The organism is Arthrobacter sp. MDT1-49-2, from assembly GCF_059090185.1.
Genome location: NZ_JBNHFK010000002.1, coordinates 344553 through 360397, shown reverse-complemented (window position 1 = coordinate 360397; position 15845 = coordinate 344553). Strand labels below are relative to the sequence as shown.

At 65.5% G+C, this 15845-nt stretch carries 15 protein-coding genes; 7 read left to right on the top strand and 8 right to left on the bottom strand.

Features of this window, described 5'->3' with window-relative positions; translation table 11 throughout:
• Positions 1-108: 108 nt before the first annotated feature.
• A complete protein-coding gene (locus AC5RTS_RS04195; RefSeq protein WP_493990816.1) occupies positions 109-345 on the top strand; it encodes a YegP family protein in 237 nt (78 codons plus the stop codon).
• A gap of 201 nt (positions 346-546) precedes the next feature.
• Here the strand turns inward: AC5RTS_RS04195 and AC5RTS_RS04190 are convergent, their stop codons facing one another.
• The gene (locus tag AC5RTS_RS04190) at positions 547-681 is read right to left on the bottom strand and encodes a hypothetical protein (RefSeq protein WP_493990815.1); all 135 of its coding nucleotides are present in this window, start codon (positions 679-681) and stop codon (positions 547-549) included.
• Between the two features lie 219 nt (positions 682-900).
• Here AC5RTS_RS04190 and AC5RTS_RS04185 point away from each other — a divergent pair, with 219 nt between their 5' ends.
• Positions 901-2583, top strand: coding sequence for an FAD-binding dehydrogenase (locus AC5RTS_RS04185; RefSeq protein WP_493990814.1), 1683 nt, complete (start codon positions 901-903; stop codon positions 2581-2583).
• A gap of 114 nt (positions 2584-2697) precedes the next feature.
• Here the strand turns inward: AC5RTS_RS04185 and AC5RTS_RS04180 are convergent, their stop codons facing one another.
• Positions 2698-3228, bottom strand: a complete 531-nt coding sequence (locus AC5RTS_RS04180) for a hypothetical protein (protein ID WP_493990813.1) — start codon at positions 3226-3228, stop codon at positions 2698-2700.
• 283 nt (positions 3229-3511) lie between these two features.
• Here AC5RTS_RS04180 and AC5RTS_RS04175 point away from each other — a divergent pair, with 283 nt between their 5' ends.
• Entirely contained in the window at positions 3512-4156 is a 645-nt protein-coding gene (locus AC5RTS_RS04175; RefSeq protein ID WP_493990812.1) for a CE1759 family FMN reductase, read from the top strand.
• Positions 4157-4184: 28 nt separating this feature from the next.
• On the opposite strand, the gene mdlC is transcribed toward AC5RTS_RS04175, so the two are convergent.
• The 4 genes from mdlC to AC5RTS_RS04155 form a co-directional block, all read right to left on the bottom strand.
• The gene (gene mdlC, locus AC5RTS_RS04170) at positions 4185-5774 is read right to left on the bottom strand and encodes a benzoylformate decarboxylase (protein WP_493990811.1); all 1590 of its coding nucleotides are present in this window, start codon (positions 5772-5774) and stop codon (positions 4185-4187) included.
• Positions 5775-5810: 36 nt separating this feature from the next.
• Positions 5811-6263 carry a MarR family winged helix-turn-helix transcriptional regulator gene (locus AC5RTS_RS04165; protein WP_493990810.1) on the bottom strand — a complete coding sequence of 151 codons (453 nt, stop codon included), beginning with the start codon at positions 6261-6263 and terminating at the stop codon, positions 5811-5813.
• Between the two features lie 57 nt (positions 6264-6320).
• On the bottom strand, positions 6321-6581 hold the full coding sequence (locus AC5RTS_RS04160; protein WP_493990809.1) for a hypothetical protein: 261 nt from the start codon (positions 6579-6581) through the stop codon (positions 6321-6323).
• Positions 6582-6784: 203 nt separating this feature from the next.
• Positions 6785-10117 carry a DEAD/DEAH box helicase gene (locus AC5RTS_RS04155; RefSeq protein WP_493990808.1) on the bottom strand — a complete coding sequence of 1111 codons (3333 nt, stop codon included), beginning with the start codon at positions 10115-10117 and terminating at the stop codon, positions 6785-6787.
• Between the two features lie 414 nt (positions 10118-10531).
• On the opposite strand from AC5RTS_RS04155, the gene AC5RTS_RS04150 reads away from it, so the two are divergent.
• From AC5RTS_RS04150 to AC5RTS_RS04140, 3 genes are all read left to right on the top strand, one after another.
• Positions 10532-11053, top strand: a complete 522-nt coding sequence (locus AC5RTS_RS04150) for a gluconokinase (protein ID WP_493990807.1) — start codon at positions 10532-10534, stop codon at positions 11051-11053.
• A 50-nt stretch (positions 11054-11103) separates the two neighbouring features.
• Complete coding sequence (locus AC5RTS_RS04145; RefSeq protein WP_493990806.1) at positions 11104-12507, top strand: GntP family permease; 1404 nt, start codon at positions 11104-11106, stop codon at positions 12505-12507.
• A 113-nt stretch (positions 12508-12620) separates the two neighbouring features.
• Entirely contained in the window at positions 12621-13205 is a 585-nt protein-coding gene (locus tag AC5RTS_RS04140; protein WP_493990805.1) for a GNAT family N-acetyltransferase, read from the top strand.
• Here AC5RTS_RS04140 and AC5RTS_RS04135 read toward each other — a convergent pair.
• Together AC5RTS_RS04135 and AC5RTS_RS04130 are read right to left on the bottom strand one after the other, a co-directional pair.
• The gene (locus AC5RTS_RS04135) at positions 13202-13987 is read right to left on the bottom strand and encodes an alpha/beta fold hydrolase (protein WP_493990804.1); all 786 of its coding nucleotides are present in this window, start codon (positions 13985-13987) and stop codon (positions 13202-13204) included. The genes AC5RTS_RS04140 and AC5RTS_RS04135 overlap by 4 nt on opposite strands.
• Positions 13988-13996: 9 nt before the next feature.
• The gene (locus AC5RTS_RS04130; protein WP_493990803.1) at positions 13997-14719 is read right to left on the bottom strand and encodes a FadR/GntR family transcriptional regulator; all 723 of its coding nucleotides are present in this window, start codon (positions 14717-14719) and stop codon (positions 13997-13999) included.
• 218 nt (positions 14720-14937) lie between these two features.
• Between AC5RTS_RS04130 and AC5RTS_RS04125 the strand changes: the two genes are divergently transcribed.
• Positions 14938-15789 carry an NmrA/HSCARG family protein gene (locus AC5RTS_RS04125; protein WP_493990802.1) on the top strand — a complete coding sequence of 284 codons (852 nt, stop codon included), beginning with the start codon at positions 14938-14940 and terminating at the stop codon, positions 15787-15789.
• Positions 15790-15845: the final 56 nt, after the last annotated feature.

Sequence of the window (15845 nt, the reverse complement as noted above, 5' to 3'; positions counted from 1 at the left end):
GGTCACGATTCGGTTTCGCGCTACCCGGATTGGCTGAGGGGGGATTCGCAAAGCCATAAGGTCGCTTACTATTGAAGTCACTGATAAACCCTTACAAGGAGGTAAGTGATGTCGGGCTACTTTAAGCTGGTGGACGCCCACGAGGGAAGTTACCGGATCAAGCTCATTGCCGGCGACGGGACGCTGATGGCGGTGTCCACCACTTTTGACACCAAGCAGGACGCCGCGGCGGGAATTGCACAGCTGCGCGAAATCGCCGGCACCGGCCCCGTCATCGATCACAGCAGTGACGCCGACGTAATGGATGCAGCCAAAAGCTCCGCGCCGCGTGCAGCTGCCACCTAGGCCGGAGTCCCAGCAACACAGCGCTTCAGCTATACCGCACCTCAGCAAGACCGCACATCCGTAACACCGCACCTCCGTTTCACGGAACAGGCCCCTTCCCGCCGCTTCACTGGCGGGATGGGGCCTGTTCCGCATTCCGGGACGTGTCGCGACGTGACAGGTGCAGGCGTCGTGACAGGTGCCCGGCGGGGCACCCGGTGCCTAGGTCTGGTCCTCGCCGCCCTCGGCAGGTTCCTGGGCGTGAGCCTGTTCCTCGCTCTTCTCGTCCTTGCCGTTGCCCTCCGCCGGCTGCTGCGGATGCGTCCGGTTCTTGTCCTCGTTGCCCTGCTCGCTCATGGGCTTCTCCACTTCGCTCACGGCCGGCACCGGCGGTCGCCGGTTCTCCTTGGAGCGGCCTTCGTTCCAGTCTAGGGACTTGGCCCTGTCTGGGAACCCCGGACGGTACAACAGGTGCCCGCCTGCAGAGTGCGACTGAGATGCGCACGGGCAGGGCACGAAAGACACTCCCTTCCCCGCTGCTGGTCTGCGCCACACACTGCCGGTAGCGTGAGCCGGATGCAGCCCAAAGACGCAGACGTCATTGTTGTAGGAGCAGGCCTCGCCGGCCTGGTAGCCACCGCCGAGTTGGTGGCCGCCGGCCGAACCGTGATCCTGGTGGAACAGGAAGGGCAACAGAGCCTCGGCGGCCAGGCATGGTGGTCTTTCGGCGGGTTGTTCCTGGTGGATTCACCGGAACAGCGCCGGTTCCGCGTCAAGGATTCCGTGGAGCTGGCCTGGCAGGACTGGCTGGGCACCGCGGGCTTTGACCGGGAAGAGGACTACTGGCCACGCCGCTGGGCGGAGGCATATGTGCATTTCGCCGCCGGGGAGAAACGTGCCTGGCTACAGCAGATGGGGCACCGGTTCTTTCCGGTGGTGGGCTGGGCGGAGCGCGGCGGATACGGCGCCAACGGTCCGGGCAACTCCGTGCCGCGCTTCCACATCACCTGGGGTACCGGACCCGGTATCACCGCACCCTTTGAGGCCAAGGTGCGCGAGGGCGTCGACCAGGGCCTTGTCCGGCTGGCCTTCCGGCACCGGTTGGATGAATTGGTCCTCACCGATGGGACAGTGACCGGAGTGCGCGGCAGCGTCCTGGAGCCAACGACGGCGCCGCGCGGCACGGCGTCCTCGCGGACCGTTGCCGGAGAGTTCGAGTTCGGTGCTTCAGCGGTGATCCTGACGACCGGCGGCATCGGCGGTGACCATGATGCGGTGCGCGCGGCCTGGCCGCCGCGGATGGGAGCCGCACCGAAAAACATGCTCAGCGGGGTGCCGGAGCATGTGGACGGCCGCGGGATCGGCATCGCCCAGGCTGCCGGCGGCCGGGTGATCAATCCGGACCGGATGTGGCATTACGTGGAGGGCATCCGGAACTGGGACCCGGTATGGAAGAACCACGGGATCCGGATCCTGCCCGGCCCCTCCTCGCTCTGGCTGGACGCTGCGGGCAACCGGCTCCCGGTTCCGCTGTTCCCGGGCTTCGATACCCTCGGCACCCTGGAGCACCTGCGGCGCAGCGGTCAGGACTACAGCTGGTTCATTCTCAACAAGGCGATCATCCGCAAGGAGTTCGCCCTCTCGGGGTCCGAGCAAAACCCCGACCTCACCGGCAAATCCGTGCGCGATGTGTTTCGGCGCGCCACGGCCGGGGTGCCCGGACCGGTGCAGGCCTTCCTGGATCACGGCGAGGACTTCATTACGGCCGATTCAGTGGAGGAACTCGTCGCCGGGATGAATCGGCTGGCCAAGGTTTCCTCAGTGCAGGGGCAGGCCCCGGAGCTGTCCGTTGATGCGGTGCGCAGTGAGCTGGAGGCCCGCGACCGGGAGATTCTCAATCCGTTCAGCAAGGATTCACAGGTCACGGCCATCCGCGGGGCACGGGCATATTTGGGGGACCGGCTGATCCGCACGGCGCCACCGCACCGGATCCTGGACCCCAAGGCAGGTCCGCTGATTGCCGTTCGTCTTTCCGTATTGACCCGCAAAACCCTTGGCGGTCTGGAAACCGATCTGCAGTCACGGGTTCTGGGCGACGACGGCTCGCCGGTGCCGGGGCTCTTCGCGGCGGGGGAGGCTGCCGGATTCGGCGGCGGCGGCATGCACGGCTACCGGTCCCTGGAAGGGACGTTCCTGGGCGGATGCCTGTTCAGCGGCCGTGCTGCCGGCCGTGCCGCGGCCGGACGGGACGCACAATAAACCAGGCGCAGCATAAACAGGACCCAGCATAAACAGCGGGCACCCGGTTAAAGCCGTCCGGCCGGGACAGCATCTTGGAGATGCCGTCCCGGCCGGGTGCGAGGATACGGGGAATTAGCCCGCGTAGCCCATCTTCTTGGCCTGCCGGTGTGCCTTCATCTGGTTGTAGTACGCGCTGGCCGGGGCCATGTACAGCATGACCACGCCGGCGATGAGCGCCAGGATGGAGAGCAGGCTGAGGATGCCGGCCGGTGAACCGTTGACCGTCAGCAGGCTGGTGAGGGACAGGCCGGCGAAAACGGTCATGACAATCCGCGCCCAGTTGTGGCCCTTGCGGGCGAACACGGCGAACAGGACGTTGATGGCCAGGCTGACCACGCCGACGACGAGTGCAGTGACCAGTCCAATGGTGACGGCCGTGTCTACGTCCGATCCGGTGAGCCCGCTGGTGCGTGCCAGTTCGGCGCGGCCCGCATCGGAGGTCAGGGTAGCCACGGACAGGACCAGGCCGATGAGGCTCGCAATGGCTGAGGCGATCAGCAGCCAGAAACCGCGTTCCACTGCTGCGGGCCGCTGCGGCTCGCTGGGCATGGAGGCGGATTCTCCGCCGCTGTACGCGCCGTAGTTGTAATTAGGCGTGCTCATAATGATTTTCCCCTTTTGTTTTCACACGAATAATGAATGGCTATCAGTGAAGACCTAAAAGCTGTCCTGCTCAGCCTAGCCAAGTCATGACCCCGCTGCGTCCCCATAGCGGCGGATATTTCCGGCATTTTTATCCACTCCCAAAACCGGGCTCCGCCGAAGGGACGAGGTAGCCGGCAGCCTGCCCGGCACTGGCCGTGGTACGGGTACGTGAGGGGCGGGAATAAAGGGTGTGCCTGCGGCCGTTCCCCAGTGTATGCAAACGCATGAAAAGGAGAATGGGATGACTGATCGCAGGCTAGTGGTGGTTTCGGGCGGACTGGGCGTTCCGTCGTCCTCACGCATGCTTGCCGATGCGTTGGCAGCGGCGGCAGAAGCGGAAATCGAAGCGAACGGGCTGAGTGCATCCGTGCGCACCTTCGAACTCCGGGAATATGCCGTGGACATTGCCAACACCATGGTCACCGGTTATGCGCCCCCGCGGCTGGAAGCAGCCATCAATGAACTGGTTGCCGCCGATGCGCTGATTGCCGTTTCGCCGGTCTTCACCGCTTCCATGAGCGGTCTGTTCAAATCCTTTTTCGATGTGATCGACAATTCCTCCCTGGACGGAAAGCCCGTGCTGATCGGTGCCACGGGCGGAAGCGCCCGCCATTCCATGGTGCTGGACTACTCCATGCGCCCGATGTTCAGCTACCTGCGTGCGCGGACGGCCCCCACCGCTGTTTACGCTGCGCCCGGCGACTGGGGCGAGGGCGAAACCGGCACCGGTTCCCTGGATCAGCGGGTCCGCCGTGCGGCCGGGGAGCTGGTTGCCTTAATGGGGGATGCCCCCGCTCCGCAGCGTCAGGCAGCCGCGGCACCGCGGAAGCTCTCCGAAACGTCTCTCCCGTTCAAGGAACTGCTGGCACAGACTCAGCGCAAGTAGCCGCGGCACCGGCAGCCGAGCACGGGCGTCAGGGATCGGTCACTTCGGTGGGCACTTCAATCAACGCCGGCACGCCGCCGGCGAGTGCCTTGCGCAACGCCCGCCGGAGTTCGTCACCGCTGCGGGCTGCCTCGGCGCGGACTCCGTAGCCGGCCGCCAGGGAAATGAAATCTATGTCCGGGACATCCAGCCCGGGAGTTTCGCCGGCGTCGAGGATCTTTGCGAACCAGCGCAGCGCGCCGTAGGTGCCGTTCTTCAGGATCAGGAAGATCACCGGGATGCCGTACCGTGCGGCGGTCCAGAGGGCGGTGATGCCGTAGTTTGCGGACCCGTCTCCGATGACGGCTATCACCTGCCGGCCGGGGACGGCCAGCTGCACGCCCACCGCCGCCGGCAGTCCGAAGCCCAGGCCCCCGGAGGCCGGGAAGTAGTAGCTGCCCTGCTGCGAGAGGTCCATATGGCGCCAGAAGGAACCGGTGGTGGAGGTGGACTCCTTGACGTAGACGGCGTCACCCGGCGCTGTTGTCCGCAGAATGTCAAAGACCTCGTCCGGGTGCAGCAGGCCCGGTGTGGCGGCGCGCCGGGGGAGGGGAGGGATGAGCGGGGGAAGCGGCGGCCGGCCGCTCTGGGGAACCTTCCCGGCCAGCCGGGGCAGAACCTCTCCTATGGAGGCGACGACGGCGTTTCCCGCGGGTGCGCGGGCGGCCTCGCCCGGATCGGACGTCAGGTGCAGCAGCCGTGCGCCGTCGGGTAGATAGCTGCCTGGCTGGTGCTGGTGGTAACGAAAGACGGGGGCTCCGATTACGGCAATGAGGTCATGGCCGGAGAGGGCTTCGGAGACTCCGGCGATGGACGCCGGCAGCACACCCCGGAAATTCGGGTGCCGGGTGGGGAAGGGGCAGCGGGACGCGGACGGGGCTACCCAGACCGGGGCAGACAGCTTTTCAGCCAGCTGTACTGCCGCGGAATTGGCGGAGCATGCGTCCACCTCGGGGCCCAGCACCAGGACGGGGCTGCCGGCCGTCATGAACTCCGCCACCAGGGCGTCCAGCTGGCCGGCGGAAAGCCCCTGACCCTCCTGGACCTGGCGTCCGTACAGCAATCCGGTATCCGGCGGGGCCTCGGCATCCCAGTCGTCGTAGGGCACGGACACGTAGGCCGGTCCCCGGGGTGGCAGTTGCGAGAGATGAATGGCCTGGCTGATCATCCGGGGAACGTCTTCGGCACTCAACGGCTCAGCACTGAATTTCACCAGCGGGCGGGGCAGGGACGGGGCATCCACATTGGCCAGCATTGCCTCCAGGCCCACTGTGGAACGCACCTGCTGGCCGGCGGTAATGACCAGCGGAGTATGTGAATAAACGGCATTCGTCAGCCCGCCCATCGCGTTCCCCGTACCCGCCGCCGCGTGCAGGTTCACAAACGCGGCTTCACCGGAGGCCTGGGCATAGCCGTCCGCCATGGAAATGACGGCGCCTTCATGCAGGCCCAGGATGTAGCGGAAATCAACGGGGAAACCGCGCAGGAAAGGAAGTTCGTTAGAGCCGGGGTTACCGAAGACGGTGGTGATGCCCTGGCGGCGAAGGATCTCGAACGTGGTTTCGCGTACCGTGCCCATGCCCCGTCCTTCGGCCGTTTTTTAGGTATTCACTTTTTAGGTATCCACGGCGGGTCCGGAGGCGACGTCGCCGTCCCAGCCGAGGTTGCGGGCCATCCGCTGCAGCACGGTCAGCAGGGCGGCATATTCCTCTTCGGTGATGTCGTCCGTCATCATGCCGCGGATGCGGTCCACTGCCCCGCGGAGGTTTTCCAGGCTGCGCCGGCCCAGATCGGTGAGCTCATACTGCTCCGCGTCCAGGGCTACCCACCCTGATTCCCGCAGTTCTTCAATGAGTTCTTCGGAGGTGCCCGTCTCCACCGCGGGGAAAAAGGGCCGTAGCCCGTCCGCCAGCTGTTTCTGAGAGGCTGGCCCTTCCACCAGGAGGTTCATCATCTGCCATTGCCGGCGGGTGACGCCGTGCTCCTCAAAACTGGCACCGAACTGGTCGTCAACCAGTTGGTCTACGAGTTTGAGCCAGAATCCAATGGGCCGCTCCTGAGTCGCCATCACTCCACTGTACAAATCAAACACCCAGCCGGGAACCCTCGGTGTTGGGGCATTCCCCTAGTCCAGCCGTGCCCGCGTACCGCACCGGGGACAGGGGGCGGAGCGGGCCAGTTCCATGCAGACAACGCAGACCGGAAGCTGCCCGGTGTCGTCGAGCAGCGGACGGTTGGGCATGTGTTTGCCGCAATACGGCACCGGCCGGCGGGCGCGGCGCAAGGCCTGCCGCTTACAGGGGGTGCAGAAGACGTGCACCAGATCGTCTTCATCCCTCGGCGGTGCTTCCACCGGTCGGATCAACGTTGATTCCCGGACGCTCATTGCCCTTCCTTGCTACGTGGCGCAGGTGCCCGGGCGCAGGGCCGCCAACGGGCATAGTTCCACGGTAGCTTTTTCTACAGGACGTAGAATTTCGACGGGGCCCGGAAACCGCGATCCCACGGCCTTCCCGGGAAGGCGGCGTGCCCTAATTCACGGCGGTTTTTGCCGCGGTCAGGGTTGGAGTGTCGCCCGGACGGATGCATCTACTGCAGCAACGCCCGGATGTCCTCGGCGGTCAGGGCGGAACTGAAGACGGCGTCGTCGTCCATCACGGAACTGAAGAGCTTCGCTTTCTGTTCCTTCAGCGCCATGACCTTCTCCTCGATGGTGTCCCGGGCGACCATGCGGTAAACCATCACGTTGTTCTTCTGTCCGATCCGGTGCGTGCGGTCCACCGCCTGGGATTCCGCTGCCGGGTTCCACCAGGGGTCCAGCAGGAAGACGTAGTCCGCCTCGGTCAGGTTCAGGCCGAAGCCGCCGGCTTTCAGGCTGATCAGGAACACAGGCACCACGCCGTCCTTGAAGGAGGCAATCACCTCCGCACGGTTCCGGGTGGAACCATCCAAGTAGGCGTACTTGATGCCCTGCTCATCCAACCGGTCCGCTGCCTTTTTCAGGAAGGAGGTGAACTGGCTGAAGATCAGTGCCCGGTGGCCCTCAGCGGTAATGTCCGCCAGCTGTTCGAAGAGGACATCGAGTTTGGCCGAGGGCACGCCCTCGTGTTCCTCCTCCACCAGCGAAGCATCCAGACTGAGCATGCGCAGCAGCGTCAGGGACCGGAACACGATCATCCGGTTGCGGTCCATGTCCTGGATCAGGCCCATCAGCTTCTGGCGCTCGCGCTGCAGGTGCGTTTCATAGATTTTGCGGTGCTTGGGGTGCAGCTCCACTTCCAGGACCTGTTCCTGTTTCTCCGGCAGGTCCTTGGCCACGGCTTCCTTGGTGCGGCGCATCAACAGCGGCCGGATGCGCCGGCGCAGCCGGGCCAGCAGGTCCGGGCTGTCGCCGCGCTCGATGGGCCGCTGGTATTCATCGGCAAACTTGCGGGCCGAGGGGAACAACCCGGGCGCCACGATGGCGAAAAGACCCCACAGCTCCATCAGGTTGTTTTCCATCGGGGTGCCGGTGATGGCCAGCTTGAAGGGGGCCGGAAGGTCCCGTGCGCACTGGTGCACGCGGGTCACCCGGTTCTTCACAAACTGAGCCTCATCCAGGATCAGCCCGTCCCACTCCAGCTTGCGGTAGGACGCGAAGTCCAGCCGGAACACGGCGTAGGAGGTGATGACGACGTCGGCCCCGGCCACCACCTCGGCTAGCGGCACCTTGGACTTGGCAGTGGTGTCTCCAATCGTCACCACCTTGAGGTCCGGGGTGAAGCGCGCGGCTTCGGATCCCCAGTTCGGCACCACGGATGTAGGCGCCACCACCAGGAAGGGTCGGGGGGCCGGGGCGTCGGGGGACTGCGCGGCGTTGCGGATCTGGCCGGCCTGCTTTTCACGGGCATGGGCCAGCAGCGCCAGCGTCTGCAGTGTTTTACCCAGGCCCATGTCATCGGCCAGGATTCCGCCCAGCCCGTGGTCCCAGAGGAAGGCCAGCCAGTTGTACCCCTCGTGCTGGTACGGGCGCAGGTTGGCCTGGAGCCCGGCCGGCAGCGGCACCGGTTCCACGGATTCCAGCTCCAGCAGAGCCGAAACCGATTCCCGCCAGGCAGCTGCTTCCTCGGTTTCCTCTGCCAGTTCTTCCAGCTCGGACCACAGCCCGGCCTGGTAGCGGCTGATGCTGAGTTCCCCGGTGTCCCATTCCTGCAGACCCTGCGCCTCATTGATCAGGGCATGCAGATGCTCAAACTCCGGGCGGTCCAGGGCCAGGTAGGTGCGGTCCACCAGCAGCAGTTTGGTTTTGCCCTGCGCGATGGCCTTGAAGATGTCTGCAAACGGAACCAGGCGGCCCTCTACGGTGACCATCACGGCGAGATCGAACCAGTCGCGGCGTTCGGTTTCCACCGTGGTGATCTTCAGTTTGGGTGCCTCCAGCAGCTCCCGGTAATCGGGCCGGTCACCCTGCACTTCCACGCGCAGGCCGTCGGTCCGTTCCAGCTCCCGGAGGGTGTGCTCGGTGAACTCCGCGGCGTCAATGCCGCGCAGGGTCCGGTTTCGCGGCACGGCAGAGAGCGCCTTTCCGGCCGCGGCGAGCAGCGAACCCTCGGCGGGGATATCGCGGTAGGCGGTGTCGGCGTCGTCGACCGCGCCGGGGGACCTGCCTGTTAACGGCAGCCGGGTCACGGTGCTGCCGTGGCGGTATTCCCACTCCCAGGCCAGCGCCAGCTCATCCTCAGCGCCGAAGGCAGCGGTGAGGACCAGGACGGGCGGGGAGATTTCCGGGAACTCGACGGATTCGTCGCTGCTGGTTACCGGCAGCACCTGGCGCAGCCGGGGATAGAACTTTTCGAGGAACACCTCTGCATCGGCCCTGGGTACCATCACCGGAGCGCCCTGGAGCAGCAGGCCCTTGTCCTGTTCCGTGAGGGTTTTGGCAGTGGGGGCCAGGGTGATGGTGTTCTGCGGGGAACGGAGGTAGATGCCGTGGCTGCCAATAATGCCGGCGTCCTCCACCGGAACCACGGTGCCGTCGATCTCCAGGGTGGGCAGCAGCTGCAGGGGTGCCGGGGTGTCCACGCCGGCGGCGCGGACGTCCAGTGAGAGGGTGGCGAGTTTACCCACGCGGACCTGTGCGTCTTTTTTGCTGCCGACAAACGGGATGCCCAGGCGGGTGGCTTCCTCCAGCAGCTGCCAGAGCAGCGGATTGGCGAAATCGTCCAGGTACAGCCAGGAATCGTTCTGCCCAAAGTAGCTCACGCCGTTGGAGCGGTGCAGTGCCGGGAACTGGGAGAACCAGCGGTGCTGGTCCGGATCCAGCCGCAGCCCGTACGTCTGGTAGCTGATGTTGCTCCAGGCCAGATTGTTCTTCACCCAGTTGCCCTTGGCATTGCGGACCACCGGGCGGACCCCCAAACGGAAGGGCGTGGCCCGGTGCAGGCTGCGCGGGGCCGGGCCGCCCCACCGGGTGGACGCTGCCACGATGTTGCGCAGTTCAAACTGCAGGGCAAGCGGGGTGGTTTCGACCGCCTTGGTGCCGTCCGCTACGTCAGCATCAATCAGGGTCTGCAGCGACTGCTGCCAGGCCGGCACCGTGGGCCGGGATGCCGGGGCGGAAAGCTCCTGCCGGGCGCGCAGGTGTTCGGCATTGCTCTGCAGGGCGGCCGCTGCCACATGCTTGCAGTCAAAGCCCAGCGGGCAGCTGCAGTGGTTGTCCAGCAACCGGTAATCGCCTTGCCGTTTGGCGCCCAGCTGGAGCAGGGTCCGGTAGGGCGCCGCCGCGCTGCCGCGGACCTGTGCGCGCAGGACTTCGCCGGCCGGGTCCCATTCCAGGGACTCCACGGCACCGCCCCGCGAGTAGGTCTGGCCCCGTTGGAACGCGGAGCCGCCCACCACGCGGATGACGTCCGTGACGTCGACGAGCGGAGGGGTTTCAGGCATGGTTTTATCGTCTCACGCAGCACCGACCGTTTACGCGGCGCGATCCGGGGGCGGATTTGGAGGCCACTGGGGGACCATGCCTAGGATGGTGGGTAACGCGGATCACAATGGCGTGATCTGCGTGTTAATTCTTCTCCCGGGCTCAGGTGTTCCCGGAACCCACGGCGGTCCCCGGAGGGCTGCACCGGCGCCGGTTGCGCGCCATCGCTCCGCCGACGACCGCCGTCGCTCCCGCGACGACCGCCGCCACTCCCAGCACGATGATTGTCTCCACGCCTCACGGTTACGGCTGCGGCCTGGGCGGTGCCGTCGTCGGCCGCCCACGCGTGCTATCTTTTGTGAGGATAAATCTGATTTATTGTCGCTTCGGTCACACAAGTCAGATGTAATGATGCGTCTGAGGAGTTTATTGTCATGTCGTCGGCAACCCCCGATGTTCCCCCGCTGATCGTGATGGGCGTGCAGGGGAGCGGCAAATCCACCTCGGGACGCGCAATTGCGGAATGTCTGTCCCTGCCGTTCATTGACGGGGATGACCTGCACCCGCTCAGCAACAAGGCAAAGATGGCTTCCGGGCACCCGCTGACGGATGCCGATCGTGAACCGTGGCTGGCGGCCATCGGTGCCGCCCTGGCTGAAGGACTCAGCCGCGGGCAATCCACCGTCATTGCCTGCTCGGCCCTGAAGCGCCGGTACCGGGACCTCATTCGTTCCTTCGCTCCGGAGACCCGTTTTGTGCATCTCGCCGGAAACCGCGGCCTGATTGCCGAACGGCTCTCCCACCGCAATCACGAATACATGCCGCCGACGCTGCTGGATTCCCAGTTCGAAACACTCGAACCGCTGGCAGCTGACGAGGCAGGCATCCCGGTGGACATCAATCTCACCCCCGAAGAAATTGCCGCCGTCGTGGCAAACGCGCTCTCCAGCCGCTGACTTTTTCCTCCCCCCCCCATAACAAACCGCTCCATCTCGATAGGACAACGATGACCGATCTAGAACTCAACTGGACGTTGAGTACTCCCGGCCTCCTCCTCATCGCCGTGGCCGCCATTGCGCTGCTGCTGGTGATGATCATGAAGTTCCGTATCCACGCCTTCCTGTCATTGATCACGGTCAGCCTGCTGACCGCTGTCGCCACCGGAATCCCCGCCTCCGGAATTGTGCCCACGCTGACGTCCGGGTTCGGCTCCACGCTGGGCAGCGTTGCCCTGCTGGTGGGCCTGGGCGCCATGCTCGGCCGGATGCTCGAGGTCTCCGGCGGTGCCGAGGTCCTCACCAACGCGCTGATCAACAAATTCGGCCAGAAGCGGGCCTCACTGGCCTTGTCCATCGCGTCCCTGATGTTCGGCTTCCCGATCTTCTTCGACGCCGGCCTGGTGGTCATGCTGCCGATCATCTTCACCGTGGCCCGCCGAATGGGCGGCTCCCTGCTGACGTACGGTTTCCCGGCCGCCGCCGCGTTCTCCGTGATGCACGTGTTTGTGCCGCCGCACCCGGGTCCCGTGGCCGCCACCGGCCTGCTCGGCGCCGACGTCGGATTGGTCCTGATCTTCGGCCTGCTCGTGGCGATTCCCACCTGGTACCTGGCCGGCTACCTCTTCGGCACCTTCCTCGGAAAGAAGTTCGTCCTTCCGGTCCCGTCCATCCTGGACGCACCCACCGGCTCCGCGGAATCCGAATTCCGGTCTGCCCCGAAGCTGGGCACCATCGTGACCCTGCTGATGCTTCCCTTCTTCCTGATCTTCCTCAACACCGGCCTCAACATGCTGGCCACCGCCGAAGTGGTGTCCCTGGATGATGGCTGGGTGCAGGTCCTGCGGACCCTTGGTGAAACCCCCGTGGCCCTGCTGATCACCGTGTTCCTTGCCATGTGGCTGCTCGGCCGCCGCCAGGGCAAAAAGGGAACCCTGATTGAAACCGTTGTGGACAGCGCCCTGGGCCCGGTCTGCTCCATCATCCTGATCACCGGTGCCGGCGGAATGTTCGGCGGGGTGCTGCGTGCCTCCGGAATCGGCAACGCCATTGCCGAGTCGCTGGACGCCATCGGACTTCCGGTGATTGTCGCCGGCTTCCTGATTGCCGCCATTGTGCGGCTGGCGCAGGGCTCGGCCACCGTGGCGCTGACCACCGCCGCTGCGCTGGTCCAGCCCGTAGTGATGGACAGCCCGGACTTCAACGCCGTGCAGGTAGTGGCCATTGTGCTCGCCCTGGCGGGTGGATCGGTCTTCGCCGGACACGTCAATGACTCCGGCTTCTGGCTCATCAGCCGCTTCTTCCAGATGGACACCAAGACCACGCTGAAGACGTGGACCGTGGGTCAGGCGCTGATCGGCGTCGTCGGCTTTGCCTTCGCCCTGGTGATCTACCTGGTGGCCTCCGGGTTCTAACCCGGGACAGGTAAAGGGCGGGCAGGCCGGAAGGCCTGCCCGCCCTTTTTGCTAGACGGCGTACCAGCGCTGGACCAGCGGCGAACCCCGGCAAGCCGGGATAGTATCGCCGCGTGAATAACGACAGCGATCTGCAGGACTGGTCCGCCGCACTGCTCACGGGGGAACGGGTCCGTTTCCGTGAACTGCGCGAGCCGGACCTGCCGCACCTGGCCGCGTGGTGGAATGACCCGGCCCAGGCCATCCTCCAGCAAAACCGGGTGGCGGCGCGGCCGGAGGAGTCCGTTGCAGCCATGTTCCGCACTTGGAGCAACAACGACTCATCTGCGGGGTTCGGCTACAGCATCGTGAACCCTGCCGAGCGGCTAGTGGGAGACATCAGTGTCTGGGGCCTCTCGGTGCCCGAGCGGATTGCCACCGTGGCGATCGTCATCGGTCCCGAATTCCAAGACCAGGGAGCGGGCCGCGAAGCGCTCCGGATGGGGCTGCGGATTGTGTTCGAGGAAATGGGTGCGCATAAGGCGGAACTGCAGACCTGGTCCTATAACCAGCGGGCGCTGCACCTGTACACGTCTTTGGGATTTGCGGAAGAAGGCCGCCGCCGGGCTGCCGTGTTCCACCGCGGAGCGTTCCACGATCAGGTGCTGCTGGGCATGCTGGAGGACGAATACCGGGCCTTGGGCGCCGGGCAGGACTAGCGGGTAAAAGCGGGCGACGGCGCAGTGAGGCTAGCCAGCCAGTCGTTCACCAGCGCCGAGACCACGGCGGGACGCTCCATGTACAGGTGGTGGCCCGCGGCGTCGAGCACGGCAAACGTCCCGCGCACGTAGTGGTCCCGCAGCTCCAGACCGTCCTCATACCCGGTGATGTGGTCCTGCCGGCCGAAGATATGCAGCGACGGCGCCTCGAACGGTTCCGGATATGCCGCCTCCGGTTCCCGCTGCAACGCATAGGCCGCGGCGATCCGTTCCGTCACCTGACGGTCCGTTCCGCGCAGGCCCGGAAGGACGAACTCGTTGAACGCGGCAAGGGTGCCCGGACTCTGGATCACGGCTACCTCGCGGAAATCGTCGTCGAGTGCCTGCTCCGGAACATCTGCCTGGATGACGGCGCGTGCGGGGAGGATCCGCTGGCTGTGGCTCGCCGTGAAGACGGCGCCGAGGGTAGCCAGCCCGAGCACCTGGCTGCGCATCGTGTGGGCCACATGGCGGGCGATCATGCCGCCGAATGAATGGCCGATGATCGCGAACGGCTCGTCTCCCAGCCGCTGCCGAAGTTCATTGACGACGCCGTCGGCCACGTCCTGGGCGCCGGCAACGGATCCGGGAACCGCTCGTTCGGTCCACGGCAGGTCGAGGTAGATCCGCCGCCACGAGCTGTCGGCCAGCGAGGCGTCAAGGGGCAGCATGCTGCGGTAATCCAGCTCGAACCCGTGCACCAGTACCAGCGGCCTGCCCTGTCCAACCTCATGCGCAATCACCGCATCATCCTAGGGCAGCGGTGCAAAAATCCGCGGTTCATCGGCCCAGACGCTGCCGACTTCCTCCATGGTGCGGCGCATAATCTTGTCCATGGCGGCACGGGCAGCCTCGGAATCACCGCCGGAAATCGCGTCGGCCACGTCCATGTGCAGCTGGAGCGCTTCCTCATGCGGGCGCTCGGGCATCAGCCCGTAGTCCGTCCGGCCGCGCAGCACCTCGGCGATCATCGACTGCATCCGGGCAAACATCTCATTGCCTGAGGCAGCCAGCACCAACGCGTGATAGTGGATGTCCAGGTCCAGGAACTGCTGCAGATCCCCGGCTCGTCCCACGGAACGCATTTTGGCCGCCACAGCCATCAGCTCGGCGCCGAGATCGGACGGGGCATGCCGGGCGGCGAGCTCGGCGGCAGCGGGCTCGACGGCGGAGCGCAGCTCGGTCAGCGAACGCAGCTGGGCGCCCTTGCCCGCTGCGGCCAGCCGCCAACGGATCACGGAGGGGTCAAAGACATTCCAGCTGGTTTCGGGCAGCACCCGGATGCCGACGCGCTTGACGCTTTCCACCAGACCCAGGGACTGCAGCACCCGCACCGCTTCACGGGCTACGGAACGGGACACCTGCAGTTCAGTTTCAAGGTGCTCGGAGTGCATGGTGTCACCGGGCGCGAGGTCGCCGGAAATAATCCGGTTGCCCACGGATTCAATAACGAGGTTATGGAGTCTTGACGTCATGCGACAGCCGGAATTCGAATCACCCAATCATTCTATGCATTCAGTTCTTTACGGGACTTGGGACGTTCCGTGCGGAGCCGGAATATCGAATTAGGCACGCCCCGTGTTCTGTTTTTGATGGTTTTATTCCCGCTCCGCCGGACGCGTAAAACGGTTGTGCATTCCGTTACGCGGTCATAGCGTGACCGCACGACCCAGCTCGAGAAGGAGCCATTCCCATGTCCGCTAACCACACAGAGCTTTACGGCGTTTTCGCCGCCACAGGAAAACAGGGGTCAGCTACGGCTGAGGCATTGCTGGAGCAGGGTGCCCGGGTGCGTGCCCTGGTGCGGCGGACGGACTCCCAGCAGGCCAGGGACCTGGAAGCGCGCGGCGCCGAGGTGGTCCTGGCGGACCTGGACCGGCCGGAGACGCTCCGCCCGGCCATGGAGGGCCTTGACGCGGTATGGTTCATGACCACCATGAACACCCCCGCCGGTCCGGCCGGGGAACCACCCATGGCCAAGGCGCTTGGTGACGCGGCCGTCGAAGCCGGCGTCGGGCGCCTGGTCTTCAGTTCCGTGGACGGTGCCGAACGGAACAGCGGAGTGCCGCACTTCGACAGTAAGTACGCCGCCGAGCAGTACCTGCGGGAGCTGCCGGTTGGGCTTACCGTGGTCCGTCCGGTCTTTTTTATGGAGAACCTGCCGTACATGTCCGCGGAGGAGGACGGCGAAACGGTGCTGCGGATGCCCCTGCCGGACGGGATTCCGCTGCAGATGGTGGCCGTGCGCGACGTCGGCCGGGTGGCGGCCGCGGCGCTGCTGGACCCGGCATCGGTACCCGGTGGCGCAGTAGGCATCGCCGGAGACGAGCTGACCGGCAGCGAGATAGCCTCTGTGCTGGGCGCCGCCTCCGGACACTCCGGACGCTATGAGGCGCTGCCCCTGCAGTCGCTGGAAGGCCAGGCTGACTCGCAGGCGATGTTCCGCTGGTTTGGCGAGCTGCCGGCGTACCAGGGGGACTTCGAGGCAACAAACTCCCTGGCCGGCGGTGCCCTGGACCTGGAAGGCTGGTTGGCTGCCGGCTGAGGGACGGCGGCAGCACCCCTTCGGACGGGTCGGAGCTTACGAGACAAGGGGCCCAG

Coding starts and splice junctions, on each gene's coding strand:
- AC5RTS_RS04195 (WP_493990816.1), top strand. CDS start 109: ATGTCGGGCTACTTTAAGCTGGTGGACGCCCACGAGGGAAGTTACCGG.
- AC5RTS_RS04190 (WP_493990815.1), bottom strand. CDS start 681: ATGAGCGAGCAGGGCAACGAGGACAAGAACCGGACGCATCCGCAGCAG.
- AC5RTS_RS04185 (WP_493990814.1), top strand. CDS start 901: ATGCAGCCCAAAGACGCAGACGTCATTGTTGTAGGAGCAGGCCTCGCC.
- AC5RTS_RS04180 (WP_493990813.1), bottom strand. CDS start 3,228: ATGAGCACGCCTAATTACAACTACGGCGCGTACAGCGGCGGAGAATCC.
- AC5RTS_RS04175 (WP_493990812.1), top strand. CDS start 3,512: ATGACTGATCGCAGGCTAGTGGTGGTTTCGGGCGGACTGGGCGTTCCG.
- mdlC (WP_493990811.1), bottom strand. CDS start 5,774: ATGGGCACGGTACGCGAAACCACGTTCGAGATCCTTCGCCGCCAGGGC.
- AC5RTS_RS04165 (WP_493990810.1), bottom strand. CDS start 6,263: ATGGCGACTCAGGAGCGGCCCATTGGATTCTGGCTCAAACTCGTAGAC.
- AC5RTS_RS04160 (WP_493990809.1), bottom strand. CDS start 6,581: ATGAGCGTCCGGGAATCAACGTTGATCCGACCGGTGGAAGCACCGCCG.
- AC5RTS_RS04155 (WP_493990808.1), bottom strand. CDS start 10,117: ATGCCTGAAACCCCTCCGCTCGTCGACGTCACGGACGTCATCCGCGTG.
- AC5RTS_RS04150 (WP_493990807.1), top strand. CDS start 10,532: ATGTCGTCGGCAACCCCCGATGTTCCCCCGCTGATCGTGATGGGCGTG.
- AC5RTS_RS04145 (WP_493990806.1), top strand. CDS start 11,104: ATGACCGATCTAGAACTCAACTGGACGTTGAGTACTCCCGGCCTCCTC.
- AC5RTS_RS04130 (WP_493990803.1), bottom strand. CDS start 14,719: ATGACGTCAAGACTCCATAACCTCGTTATTGAATCCGTGGGCAACCGG.
- AC5RTS_RS04125 (WP_493990802.1), top strand. CDS start 14,938: ATGTCCGCTAACCACACAGAGCTTTACGGCGTTTTCGCCGCCACAGGA.